The sequence below is a fragment of the Solibacillus sp. FSL R7-0682 genome, from assembly GCF_038005985.1.
Classification (GTDB): domain Bacteria; phylum Bacillota; class Bacilli; order Bacillales_A; family Planococcaceae; genus Solibacillus.
Window position 1 is genome coordinate 2,049,869 of the sequence record NZ_JBBOUI010000001.1, and the last position, 12,821, is coordinate 2,062,689.

At 34.1% G+C, this 12,821-nt stretch carries 14 protein-coding genes and 1 pseudogene; 8 read left to right on the forward strand and 7 right to left on the reverse strand.

Annotated features, from left to right (window positions below; all coding sequences use genetic code 11):
* Positions 1 to 40 precede the first annotated feature (40 nt).
* The 4 genes from MKZ17_RS10495 to MKZ17_RS10510 form a co-directional block, all read right to left on the reverse strand.
* A complete protein-coding gene (locus MKZ17_RS10495; protein WP_340723686.1) occupies positions 41 to 289 on the reverse strand; it encodes a hypothetical protein in 249 nt (82 codons plus the stop codon).
* The gene (locus MKZ17_RS10500) at positions 279 to 788 is read right to left on the reverse strand and encodes an RNA polymerase sigma factor (RefSeq protein ID WP_340725536.1); all 510 of its coding nucleotides are present in this window, start codon (positions 786 to 788) and stop codon (positions 279 to 281) included. Before MKZ17_RS10500 ends, MKZ17_RS10495 begins: the two co-directional genes overlap by 11 nt.
* Positions 789 to 798: 10 nt before the next feature.
* Entirely contained in the window at positions 799 to 1,176 is a 378-nt protein-coding gene (locus MKZ17_RS10505) for a group-specific protein (RefSeq protein ID WP_340723687.1), read from the reverse strand.
* A 167-nt stretch (positions 1,177 to 1,343) separates the two neighbouring features.
* Positions 1,344 to 1,880 (reverse strand): GNAT family N-acetyltransferase, encoded by a 537-nt coding sequence (locus MKZ17_RS10510; RefSeq protein ID WP_340723688.1) that lies wholly within the window; start codon positions 1,878 to 1,880, stop codon positions 1,344 to 1,346.
* Between the two features lie 106 nt (positions 1,881 to 1,986).
* Here MKZ17_RS10510 and MKZ17_RS10515 point away from each other — a divergent pair, with 106 nt between their 5' ends.
* From MKZ17_RS10515 to MKZ17_RS10535, 5 genes are all read left to right on the forward strand, one after another.
* Positions 1,987 to 2,763 carry a methyltransferase domain-containing protein gene (locus MKZ17_RS10515; RefSeq protein WP_340723689.1) on the forward strand — a complete coding sequence of 259 codons (777 nt, stop codon included), beginning with the start codon at positions 1,987 to 1,989 and terminating at the stop codon, positions 2,761 to 2,763.
* A 170-nt stretch (positions 2,764 to 2,933) separates the two neighbouring features.
* Entirely contained in the window at positions 2,934 to 3,461 is a 528-nt protein-coding gene (locus MKZ17_RS10520; protein ID WP_340723690.1) for a PepSY domain-containing protein, read from the forward strand.
* A gap of 172 nt (positions 3,462 to 3,633) precedes the next feature.
* Positions 3,634 to 4,251, forward strand: coding sequence for an NUDIX hydrolase (locus MKZ17_RS10525; protein ID WP_340723692.1), 618 nt, complete (start codon positions 3,634 to 3,636; stop codon positions 4,249 to 4,251).
* 44 nt (positions 4,252 to 4,295) lie between these two features.
* Complete coding sequence (locus tag MKZ17_RS10530) at positions 4,296 to 4,871, forward strand: AAA family ATPase (RefSeq protein WP_340723693.1); 576 nt, start codon at positions 4,296 to 4,298, stop codon at positions 4,869 to 4,871.
* Positions 4,837 to 5,322, forward strand: a complete 486-nt coding sequence (locus tag MKZ17_RS10535) for a GNAT family N-acetyltransferase (protein WP_340723694.1) — start codon at positions 4,837 to 4,839, stop codon at positions 5,320 to 5,322. The genes MKZ17_RS10530 and MKZ17_RS10535 overlap by 35 nt, the downstream gene beginning before the upstream one ends.
* 54 nt (positions 5,323 to 5,376) lie before the next feature.
* Here the strand turns inward: MKZ17_RS10535 and MKZ17_RS10540 are convergent.
* Positions 5,377 to 5,673 (reverse strand): annotated as a pseudogene (locus MKZ17_RS10540) (LysR family transcriptional regulator substrate-binding protein); the annotation flags it as partial.
* 24 nt (positions 5,674 to 5,697) lie between these two features.
* Here MKZ17_RS10540 and MKZ17_RS10545 point away from each other — a divergent pair.
* The gene (locus MKZ17_RS10545; RefSeq protein WP_340723695.1) at positions 5,698 to 5,985 is read left to right on the forward strand and encodes a hypothetical protein; all 288 of its coding nucleotides are present in this window, start codon (positions 5,698 to 5,700) and stop codon (positions 5,983 to 5,985) included.
* A gap of 216 nt (positions 5,986 to 6,201) precedes the next feature.
* Here MKZ17_RS10545 and MKZ17_RS10550 read toward each other — a convergent pair whose 3' ends face one another.
* Positions 6,202 to 8,709 (reverse strand): LuxR C-terminal-related transcriptional regulator, encoded by a 2,508-nt coding sequence (locus MKZ17_RS10550; RefSeq protein ID WP_340723696.1) that lies wholly within the window; start codon positions 8,707 to 8,709, stop codon positions 6,202 to 6,204.
* Between the two features lie 265 nt (positions 8,710 to 8,974).
* Here MKZ17_RS10550 and MKZ17_RS10555 point away from each other — a divergent pair, with 265 nt between their 5' ends.
* Positions 8,975 to 10,171 carry an IS256 family transposase gene (locus MKZ17_RS10555; protein WP_445326895.1) on the forward strand — a complete coding sequence of 399 codons (1,197 nt, stop codon included), beginning with the start codon at positions 8,975 to 8,977 and terminating at the stop codon, positions 10,169 to 10,171.
* Positions 10,172 to 10,979: 808 nt separating this feature from the next.
* Positions 10,980 to 11,717: an SDR family oxidoreductase gene (locus MKZ17_RS10560; protein ID WP_340723697.1), complete on the forward strand. Its 738-nt coding sequence runs from the start codon at positions 10,980 to 10,982 to the stop codon at positions 11,715 to 11,717.
* Between the two features lie 48 nt (positions 11,718 to 11,765).
* On the opposite strand, the gene MKZ17_RS10565 is transcribed toward MKZ17_RS10560, so the two are convergent.
* Positions 11,766 to 12,794, reverse strand: a complete 1,029-nt coding sequence (locus tag MKZ17_RS10565) for a DUF2332 domain-containing protein (RefSeq protein ID WP_340723698.1) — start codon at positions 12,792 to 12,794, stop codon at positions 11,766 to 11,768.
* Positions 12,795 to 12,821: the final 27 nt, after the last annotated feature.

Consider the following 12,821-nt stretch of genomic DNA (forward strand, 5'->3'; position numbering starts at 1 on the left):
TCCTTTCATTAGGAAGCCTTTGTTCAATTTATGATACGCATTACAAAAACAATATTCCTTGTAAAATAGCAAGGAAAAGCCCGCATCCTAATGGGAGAAGTTTCGCCAATTGATACCCTCTAACACTTTCGGTTACTAGATCTAACGGATCTTTAGCGGGAGAAGTTAAATAACGAATGAAACGAAGATATTTAGATGGCGTAGCAGCGAGTTTATCAATAGGAACTTTCACTTCATATTGATCTAACATTTTTACGAGTACTTTCTCATCTTTCCATTCATCTTTCATGTTTAAAATCCTCCTTTAATGCCTGTTTTAACGCTTTTATCGCATTATGTAAACGTGATTTAACTGTGCCAGGGGGAATTGATAAAACAACAGCAATTTCCTCCTGGGTTAAATCTTCATAATAGGCGAGTAAAATAACAGCCTTTTGTTTGTCAGGAAGATTTTCAATCGCCTGTTGAATGATCAAAGTATCTTCATGCGGTAACTGTTTTTTATAAGTTGGCAATAAAAAAGGGAGCACACTTTGCCATCTTTTCTTGCGGTTAAGTTTATTCAATAATAAACGATAGGCAATTTGAAATGAAAATGTTTTGATTGTCCCTTTTTTTACGTTATATACATGCTTCTTTTTCTGTAGAACTTCAAATACATCATGCACCGTATCTACGCTAATTTGCTCTTCTCGTGTATAACGAAATAAAAAGCAGTATAGAGGCTCATAGAGGCGCTCATATAAAATCGATAACGCCTCAACATTTCCCTCCTGATATTCAATCATCAAATCCTCATTACTTTTCATGTGGAATTTCTCCAAAGTTCGCCTTTATACATTTAATAGTAGCAGATATTCTTGTTATTAAATAAGCGACTGTAACGATAACCCAAGCCTGTGATTGATTCGTAAAAAATTGGACAAATGGATTTTCGATTGTTTGCCCAGTTGAAATAAGGATATTTAATACTTGCACGCAAATAATCGTATAAATGGCAATAAGCAATGAGAGCGTGTCAAAAACATTCCAACGCAAATAAATTGTTGTCTTTTTGTAATTAATTTTACGGTTTTCTCGCACAACGTATTTTCGATCAAATGGAAAAATAACAACTAAAATAATGATAATAGCTAAAATCATAACAATCATCGAAAGAATGAAACCAATACCCATAATAACGCTTCCTTTCTAATTTGAAATTGTAATAATACTACTTTCATGAACTATACAAATGAAAAAGGAAGAAAGTTCATTTTATGTGAAGAAATTTATAAAAATATTATGTAAACAAATCCCAATGCAAAAATACTGTATAAAAATTGAGAAATCAACTCGATGAATTAAAATGGTAAATCAAATAATTTAATATCCGAAATCGTTTTATTTTTCCAATCCTCAAAAATGACAGCGTATAATACGGAGTCATGAATCGTGCCATCGTCGTTTTCCCAAGCATTCCGTAAATAGCCCTCCTTAACAAAACCTGCCTTCATTAAGCATTTTCTCATCGCTAAATTATCTGCACGTGTATAGGCCTCAATCCGAATTTTCGCTTTTTCGCCAAATAAATAATCTTGAAGCCATAATAAGACGTGCAACCCTATGCCCTTACCCCTTATGGCTGTAGTAAGACGAAGATCAAACAATGGGATTGAATCCTCAATATCTTCGATAATTAAAAAACCTATCTTCTCAGAATTATGAATAATCCAATAGGCTTCGCGTTCATTTTCATAAAAGCCTATATCTACCTTTTTCTCAATTGATGAAGCGTCAACTTTCGGAGAGCTATGAAAGTTCCATGCATTTGTGCAAAGTAAATTAATGAGCTCACGCTTTTCTCCATTAAATCGTACCAATTTGATTGGTAATGTCATTAAAAGTCCTCCTTTATTTCTCAAATTATATTTGTAATGATAGTGTATAATTTTAACATATATTGTAATTTTATTTGTAGGGAAACTTTATAGAGGAGATGAGACGGTGAAATTACTAGATCCAACAAGCCATTCAAATTGGTTAGAACCTCACTCAATCAAATGGTATAAACAACTTGGTCAATTACAAAGGAAATACGAGTATTCGTGGAACGCCACCATCACTGAACCAAATGGAGAGAAACGTTTTGATGAAGAAGTGATGCACATCATAACAGGAAAGAAAGTATTAGATGTTGGATGTGGGCATGGTGAATTTACTATTCAATGTGGTCAAAAAGCAAAAGAGGTAATAGGCTTTGATATAACCGATGATTTTATCGCTACTGGAAAAACGCTTCACACTAAAAATGTTTCCTTTGTAAATGGAAATTCTAAAAAGGGGTTACCTTTTGAACAAAATACATTTGATTGTGCCTATATTCGTAAGGGACCTACGTCTGCTTATCCACCGCTGAAAGATGTTGTAAAAAAGGGCGGTTATGTAGTAGGGCTTCATCCTGGGGATAACACAGGTAAGGAACTTCCACATATATTTCCTCACCTATTTAAACAATCAACAGCAAATACATTTCAATTAGTGAAGAATCGCCTCCATTCAAGTCATTTCTCAACTACAGAAATTGAAATTTTCGATAGCATAGAATACTTACATTCACCGATAGATGTCATAAAGCTTCGGTGTTTTGGTCAAAATCCCATTATCATCAATACTTTAATTGCCAAAAACATCGAGCAAATTACTTTGTTGTTTAATCAAAATGCCACGAGTAATGGCTTACCAATTACGTTCCAACGATATATTGTGAGAGCTAAAATTTAAATTAAATGATATGATTCATCCAAAGGTCTAATTTATCAAGGAAAATATTTGCTTCTTGTCACATCTGTTATTTTCTTGTAATTTTTCTCATTAAATTCTAATAATTTTATAATCTTCCGTTAATTTTAAAGGGGTATGATATCCGTATCACATAGTAAAGGAGATCAATTATGAAAAAAACACTTATTGTGGCAACAGCAGTAATTGGATTATCTGGCAGTACGTTATTTGGTCAACCAATTGAGTCCGAGGCAGCAACAACAAAACACATTTCTGCTTCACAAGCAAAAGAACTTGCGTTAAATGTCGTAAATGGAAAAATTGTCGATTTTGAATATGAAAACGATAAACGAAATCCACATTATGAAATTGAAATCAAAACTACAAAAGAAAAAATTGAATTAAAGGTGGACGCACTAAATGGGTACGTGAAAATAACTGATCGGGAACCAATTAAAAATAAGGCACTTCATAAACATGGAAAAGCAAAAGGGCATAGTAAATTTATTTCACAGACAAAAGCAGCTGAAATAGCCAAGGCACATATGAATGGTCAAGGATATGTATCGGATATCGAAATGGAAAATGACGATCATCTTCGTTTTTACAAAATTACATTCATACACAACAATGTCGAGTATGAATATAAGATCCATGCTAAAACAGGGAAAATATTAAAAATTGAAGTAGAAGATTAATTAAAGAAAAGCAGGATTGTAACAAAATACAATCATGCTTTTTGTCTCGTTATAAGGCACATAAAGGAATTTAATAGTTAAATATAGAATAATTACTCGTACAATTAATTAAAAATAAAGGCTGTTCTAATACATTCGGTGAGAAATACTAGAGAAAAAGAGGTAATCGTTGATGCATAATAAATGGTTGGATTGGGCAAAAAAAATTCAAGCAATCTCTCAAACAGGCATAGCCTTTTCAAAAAACGTTCATGATTTAGAAAGATACGAGGAGCTAAGGCAAGTAAGTGTTGAAATTATGGCACATTATACAGATTTAGACGAAACGAAAATAAAGCACTTATTCACCAATGAAACGGGCTACCAAACACCCAAAGTCGATGTTCGTGGTGTCATTTTTCGAAACAACCAAATTTTACTCGTGAAAGAAAAAAGTGATGAGAAATGGGCGCTTCCTGGGGGATTTTGTGATGTCGGATTATCAGCAGGAGAAAATATCGTCAAGGAAATAAAAGAGGAAACAGGTTTTGATGCGATTCCAAAGAGAATACTAGCTATACTCGATAAAAATAAGCACCCACATCCGCCAGATCCATATCATTTTTATAAGATTTTTGTTTTATGCGAGATTATAGGAGGAGAAGCGACAATTGGCATTGAAACGAACGATGTACAATTCTTTTCGGAATATAATTTACCGGTGCTATCTTCTTCAAGAAATACCAAATCCCAATTACAAACGGTCTTTGAATTTTTACATTTTCCTGAAAAAGAAACGTTATTTGATTGAATTTCATACGACAACAAAAATCATTACAAAATTGGAGAATTTCGATGTTTTTTATACAAATGGCAGGTTTCCCTGGAGCAGGAAAATCAACGCTCGCTCGAGAAATTGCGAAAAGAACTGGAGCTATTATTATTGATCATGACATTATCAAGTCTGCTTTTCTTGATGTGACAGAAGAAATTGAAATGGACGCGAAGCAAGCCGGTAAAATTTCCTATCATCTCGATTGGACTTTAATTGAATCATTACTGGCACAAGGGCATAATATCATTTTTGATAGTCCATGTTTGTATGAAGAAATAATAATGAAGGGAACGAACTTAGCACACACATATGAAGCACACTACAAATATGTTGAATGCTATCTCAATAATTTTGATGAGATTAATGTACGACTAAAAAATCGTCAGCGAAAAAGAAGTCAAATTAAAGAAATTTTATCAATCGATCAATTTACATATGCAGTAGAAGGCAGTAAAAAGCCACAGGATCAACGTTACTTAATCGTTGATAGCAGTCAACCTTTAGATTGTTATATCGAAGAAGTAATGCATTATATTTTAAGTGAAGAAGGGAGAGAAATTGGTGAATATACATATTGTAAAAGCACAAAAAAGTGATTTTCATACGGTAAATTCAATTGTTAGAGAAGGACATGATGAACATGCTATCGCACTCCCACATGTTTTTAAGCAAGTGGAGGAAGTCATGCCGTACAATTATTTTTGTGAATTACTTGATGATTCAGCTAGTGATATTTTACTTGCCAAAATAAACGAAGAGGTTGTAGGATTTGCCGTTATGGAAATTGCGGAATCTCCTACGTTCGAATCAATGACACCACGCAAATTTGCCTATATGAATGATTTTGGAGTAAAAGAGGCATATCACCGGCATGGAATCGGCAAACAATTATTTCAAGCATGTGTTGATTGGGCTAATACGAATGACGTACACCATTTAGAATTAAATGTGTGGGAATTTAACGAAAAGGCCATTTTATTTTATGAAAAATTTGGATTGAAAACGGTTAGCAGAAAAATGTCGATACCACTTCGAGGGGAAAAATAATGAAATATGAGGTTGTCCAGGCAAAATACTTGGACAACCTTTTCTTTTAGTTAATTAAAATTTGTCTACTTGAGTTGAAAAATAGTTGTAACAATGAGCAATAAACGCTTTTGAAATTTTTGTTTCATAGCGGTATTTATGTTTGAGAAGTCCAATTGTTCGCGTAAATTTCCCATTTTCGATTCGTAAATGCTTTAATCGATCTTCATAAAGATCAACAGATGTTTCCGGTGTAAAGGCAGCACCTCGACCATGTTTTATTAACTGTAAAATCGTTGTTGCTTCCTCTACTTCAACCTGATAATTTGGTACATAGCCAATGGAATTACAAAATTGATCAGTAAATTGTCTGAAGCTGTATCGCCCCGTTAAGCGATGTTATTCGCTGGCGCTTTATTGTTCGGTATTGGCTTCTCAGGCTCTACATTATTACCGCCAATTGTTATTCGTGAAGTTTTCGGCGGTATGGATTATGCATCAATTTATACAACAATTATGTCTTCGTCGACATTAGGTGTAGCATTTGGTACAACTTTATTCAGTTTTATTTTCGATACAACAGGCTCATACTATACAGTATTTATATTAGTAATCATCCTGTTTATAATCGCGATTTCTTCAAGTATTTATTCATTAACTTGGAAGAAGAAATTGAACGTATAATAAAAAGAGTTATTAATACCTATAAAATGTAGCTTATAAGATGGACACTTTAACTAGTCCTTCCTGTAGGTTACATTTTTTTATATTGAGAAAAAGATGTTGGAGTAGAAATTTAAAAGTTAGAAGAACTAGTACAATCGTTATTCTACGTAATGGAGTTTAAAAAGCTGCTGTTTTTGTATAAAATACAGACAGCAGCTTCAATAAGTTGCCTAGCTACTTTTTTAATAGAATGGCCTTTGTTCTTGAAGTCACACCAAGTTTACTATAAATGTTCGATAAATAAACGCGAACCGTACCCTCAGATAAATATAGCTGTTGTGCAATTTCACGATTTGTAATTCCTTCTGCCAATAAATTATAAATCTCTCTTTCACGTGGAGTAAGTATATCGTTTTCAGTTAGATTTGTGGACGTATAATTTTTTTTAAGATAATCGAAATAATGAGCAGGTACAGTCTCCCACATTTCTTCTAATGAATTTAATTTAAAATATTCATCAAGTAGTGGTATGATTTCCTTCTCATCCAAAAACGTTCTAACGTAATAGTACTTTGAAGCAGGTAATAAAGCTTCGTGTAATGTAGTTAATGCCAATTTCTTATTTCCTAATCGGTAATTGCAAATTGCTTCTAATACAGTTGCTTCAATAATTGTCGCTATTTGACCTTCATACTGTGCTTTAGTTTTCACTTGAATAATGAGTGGTAAAGCTTCATGAGGTTGGTCCTTTAATAACAATAATCGCGCATATACTAATTGCCAAAAAGGCTGGTTTGTTTTTGTTTTTTGTAGGATAAATTCAGCGTTTTGGCTATCACCGTCTAGAATATAGCAGTAGGCTTTCATAGTTTGGATAGAATTGTGCCAATGTTTTTCTGTGATTTCTTGGGAGAGTTGTGTAAGCATTGCCTGCGCAGAGTTTAGTTGACACTGTTGTGCATAGATTTTTGCCTTTAAAAAGTACATCGGGATAAATAATGAAGGATCTTTATATTGATGAGCTAGTTTTAGAGTAATTGCCATTTCTTTTTGAGCTTCTTCAAGTGAATTCCATTCATATAAACATTCCGCAGCAATACCAAAAATAAACGCTGCTACAGATAATGTATTTAAATTTGTTTCACGAAATAGCGCAACAATTTCCGGTAGTTCCTCGATTTCTGGAAGCTTCCCAATTGAAGATAAACTTGTCCGTAGAAGTTTAACTTCAAATGAATTATATAAATTCCCCACGGAAGCCCATCGCGTATATGTATTTTCTTTTAGCAATGGTAATTCGTTTCGTAAAATTTCTTTGACCTTTTTAATATCTCCACCAGATGCAACGAGGGCATAGGCTTTTGTTATTCCAAAAGCTGCAGCTAATGATAAATTTTCTTCTTTTTGCATCCACTGTTCCGTTTCTTGGAGAAAATCAAGCTCTTGCATTAATTCATTTGCTGTGTCAAATTCTAGCATAGAAATAGCCGTTAAATAGCCCTGTAAAAGCATTTCATAAGTAACTCTATACTGATTGCTTCGCAGTAAATTGAGCCAGCGTAAAAACGTTGCGGTATGCCCAGCGATATAAATCGATACAAGGTTTGTGGAAATCCAAAAAACAGCAAGTTCATATAGTCCATATTGTAGTACTAATTCAATCGCAGAATTAGTATAGCCATTGTCATATAAAAGTTTTGCAGTATGCTCTACAATTTCCAGTACTTCTCGATTTGAATATTGTCTTTTAAGTTCGATTTGTAGAGCTTCTTGAAATAAATGGTGGTAACGAAAAACAGGTTTAGACGATTGTAAACGTACAGTAAATAAACCTTTTGATTCTAATTCCTCAAGTATTCCCCGACTATGTTCTACATTTGTTAATTTCTCACAAAGATCTGGCTCTAACTCATTTAAAAATGATGTTCGAATAAGAAAATCCTGAGTAGAACGTGGAAGCGTAGTGATAATCTCTTGCCATAAGAATTCAGAAATAAAAGGCTGTGCATGTTCTTGCCATTGTTGTGGGGTCTCTGATTGATTTGCTAAATTAGCCAAAATTAGACCGGAAATCCAGCCCTCTGTTTTTTTCATAATATGTGGGAGTATATCTGGATGGGCTAAATGAGAATTTTTCAGAGCAAAAAATTGCTTCGCTTCTTGCATACTAAAGCGTAAATGTTCCATTTCGAATTCCTGTACCCATTGTTTCACACGCCATTTTGCAATTGGAAGTGAGAGGGAGCTTCTAGTAGTTAAATAAATATGCGCTTGGTGATGTGAGTTCTCGATGAACTGTGTAACTAGTTGATGGATAATCTGGTTATCAATTAAATGATAATCGTCTAACACAATACGTAAGTCTTTTTCAGAAAAATTGATTTCTTCTACAAAAGAATTGACAAAATATTCAAGTGACGAAAGATCTTGAGCGTGTAAAAGAGGAGAGAGTTCTTGATCAATATTTGTGTGTAATGCGTTTGCTACAGCTTGTAAAGTATATTTCCAAAAACGAATGGGATCATTATCGGCTTGGTCGAGTGATACCCAAGCAATTTCTTTTGACTGTTTACTTAGTAAGTGGCTTACAATAGTTGTTTTACCATAGCCTGCTGGTGCACGGAATATCGTAACCTTTTTACAACTGTTATTACGAAAAGTATGATATAAATCCATTTTTTCAATTATGTGTGGCGAAGTGAGAGGAACCTTTGTTTTAGAAGCAATAAATAGGCTCTGCATGGAATTTCCCTCCTATTATTAAAATTTTCCATAAAACATTACTACTATTTTACAATATATTCAATTTTTTTCTAATGTTAATTGTCATATTATATTCTAGAGAAAAAATAAATTTGTCGAATTTTTGTTAATAGCATTTAATAAACATCTTCTTTATAGAGAGTATAAAATATTTTGTGTAAATAACTGAAGACATAGAAAAAGGAAGACCTTTTCTTGGTAGAATTAAGTCACCACAACTAATCCCAGAAAAGAGGTCTTCCCTATGAATCAGTTTACAACAGAAATCGTTCAAGCTCTAGTCCAAAAACAAGATATAACTGAAGTTTTTCGCTCACATTTAGAAACAGCCGTGAATTCGCTGCTAGCTACGGAATTAACCGAATTCCTTGATTACGAAAAATACGATCGCATTGGTTTTAATTCAGGTAATTCTCGCAACGGTTCTTACGAACGCTCGTTAAAAACAGAATTTGGTGAGCTGACGATTCAAATTCCACGTGATCGCAATGGTGAATTCAAACAACAGACCGTTGCACCTTATAAACGTACGAATGATACGCTCGAAGAAACCGTGATTCACCTGTTCAAAAAAGGCATTACGATGTCTGAAATCTCGTCTTTAATCGAGAAAATGTACGGGCATCATTACACACCACAAACGATTTCAAACATGACAAAGGCTGTTTCTGAAACAGTAGCAGCATTCAATAATCGCACGTTGTACAATCGTTACGTCTGCGTTTATTTAGATGCGACTTATATCGCTGTGCGTCGTGATACCGTTTCAAAAGAAGCTGTGTATATTGCCGTCGGCATTCGCGAAGATGGCTCAAAAGAAGTACTGGCCTACACAATAGCCCCAACAGAATCTGCATACAACTGGCATGAACTGTTGAAAGAATTAAAAGAACGTGGCGTAGAAGATGTCCTATTATTCATTTCGGACGGTTTAAAAGGCATGGTTGACGCAATTCAAACTGTATTTCCGAAAGCGCAGTACCAGACATGTTTAGTGCATGTTGCACGTAATATTTCGCATAAAGTTCGCGTAGAAGATCGCCAGGCTATTTGCGATGATTTCAAAACGATTTACAAAGCAGCGAGCAAAGAAAAAGGTCAAAAAGCGCTCGATACTTTTTGTGATACATGGAAAAAAGCGTATCCAAAAGTCGTAAATTCTTTAACAGACAATGCGTTCTTACTGACGTTTTATGACTTTCCTAAAGATATTTGGCGAAGCATTTATTCGACGAATTTAATTGAATCGTTCAATAAACAAATCAAGAAATATACGAAACGTAAAGAACAATTTCCAAATGAAGAATCACTGGAACGCTTCCTTGTGACGCAATTTGAGGACTATAATCAACGCTTCGCCACAAGATGTCATCTAGGCTTTAACAAGGCTCGATCAGAACTTACGGAGATTTTTGAAAAGCTATACGACCCAGCAGAATAGACAGGATGGGCCAGTGACAAATTATTCATTTGATTACGTGAAAGATAAATAAAAAGTGATATTCTACCCTGAAGGGTTGGAAAGTCATTTACACAAAAATATTGACGCTCCCTCTTTATATAACTATAAGTTCTTTGTAGATAAAAAATATGCATTTTACGTTATATATTATATGGCTTATACTAAATGTATTCAGTTGAAAAAAGTATGCCAATTATACTCCCCTAAAGTATTTAAGAGCTTTTGTTCACAATCAACTGAATCAAATATAGAATGTAGCTTTATAGCTATTGCACACAGGTACAATATTGACAGAACTGTATTGCAATTTTCCGTTCGACATGGGAAGCCATTCGTCTCCATTAATATGCCTAGTTATGTTCTGCTCATAAATAGATAGGCTGATTTTAATTTTCAAAATCAATTTGATGAGGCTAGGACAAAACAAAAACATCATTTTTCTCGAGTGAGAAAAATGATGTTTTTTGTAATTGGTTTCAGTTGCGGGGACGCTTTCCGTGGGCGTGGCTTGAGCCTCTAGTCTCAGGCGTATTCCCCCAGGAGTCGCCCCTCCACTACAACCAATTTATTAAGTATCCAATTTCTAATACTGTACTTTACCGTAAATAGAGAAATTTCCACTTCTGTCCTCCCAGCCTCATCTTTTTATTTTGCATAACATATGTTTCTAACACGTTTAAAAACTACTTTTTCAACTGAATGTAAGATGTAAATATTTAATATCTAATCAAATTATTTATATAATAAATGAAGAATTAAAATATAAAAAAGTTGGAGGTTTAACGTTTTGTTTGAAAATAAAACAGTTTTAATTACAGGGGCTGCTCAGGGCATCGGAAAATCAATTGCTGAGCATTATGCAAAAGAAGGGGCTAATGTCGTGTTAGCTGACGTACAAAAGAATTTGGGAACACAGCTCGAAGGTGAACTTCTATCAGCAGGATATTCTGCCTTCTTTTTGTATACGGATGTATGTAGTGAGGAACATGTTAAAAATACAATGGAAATGGCATATAAACGCTATGGTTCCCTTGATATTTTAGTTAATAATACAGGCAAAATGAAATCAATTTCACCACTTGAACTAACTCTTTCTGACTGGGATGATATCATTAACACAAATTTACGAAGCGTTTTTTTATGTGCTCGAGAAGCTGCAAAGTATATGAAAAAGGGCAGTTCAATCGTAAATTTAGCATCAACAAGGGCCTTTATGTCTGAACCTCATACTGAAAGCTATGCTGCATCCAAAGGCGGGATTGTTGCATTGACACATGCCTTAGCTACTTCCTTTACGGAGTTCGGTATAACGGTTAATAGTATTGCACCTGGTTGGATTGAAACAGGTGACTACAGTGAGCTACGGGCTATTGATCATTCTCAACATCCGAGTGGCCGAGTAGGACGTCCCGACGACATTGCAAGAACGTGTTTATACTTAACGGATCCACGTAATAACTTCATTACGGGAACAAATGTAACTGTAGATGGTGGCATGACAAAGAAAATGATATATGAGGAATAAGCAAAACGACAAGAAATTGATTCGATTTCTTGTCGTTTTTTACGAATCTTATTCTGTTTGTTCATTCCAATCGAAATATTTACCATGTCCATCATAATGTTGGATTACTTTTAAAGATGATGTATGGCCATTTTGAATGAAATCAACATGTAAATGACCATCAAATAGATTGTTGTAGACGTGATAAATCGCTCGAGTGTTACTAAGCTGATTTAATAATTGTAAGAAATTTTTCTTTAATTTCTCGGGAAATTGATTGGCAACATGCGTATGGAATATAACAATTTGCGTTGTCTCGTCAAGTTTTGCTGTAATGTTAGGCAAAGAGGTTAAAAAATCCTCTTCGAGAAGTTGTTTAGTTATCGATTGATTTAGTTTTCGTACTTGTTTTAAGCGTTCTTTTCGTTCTATTTGCTCTGGCCAAATTAATGCATTCAACCAGAGATAATCTTCCTCTTTCGTTAAATCTATAATGTTTAAGTCATAGCCAATACGATTTTGTACTGAAAATGGGAATACAGATTTTAATGGCTCGCCTAAATTTTGAGCAGTGAGCTGAAGATCACTATTCGGATTTCCAAATTCAATAACCGAATTTTTTTCCAAAATTGCATAATAAAAATGATCCAAATTTAGTAAAAGTCCCGCACTCGTACCAATTTCAATTAATGATAGGGGCAATTTAGTCATTTTCGCAATTTCACTAAAAATCGGATATAAATAGGTAGCACGATTTATTTCATTCGTTTGGACATATTTTGTTTGAAAACAGTGAATTAGCTCTACTTCATATAGCTGACATAAATTGGTTAACTGTTGAAAGCTCTGTTCCAATTCATAAATTGAGAGTTTAGGATGTTGAATGTAGCTGTACAGTGGGTGATTTTTTTGAGCAGCAACAAATTGCACGGATGCAAAAAATAAATTAGGCTTTGGTTGCTCTTTAGGAATGTGTGAAATTAGATTTAATATTGCTTGATCTTCTACAATTTTTCCACACCAATAAACATATAATGGGCTATTTCCAGCAGCTTCTCTTTCTTTAAATCGGTTAAAAATTTCAATTAAATGTTCCATTACTTTTCCCTCCTTCAATACCTTTAC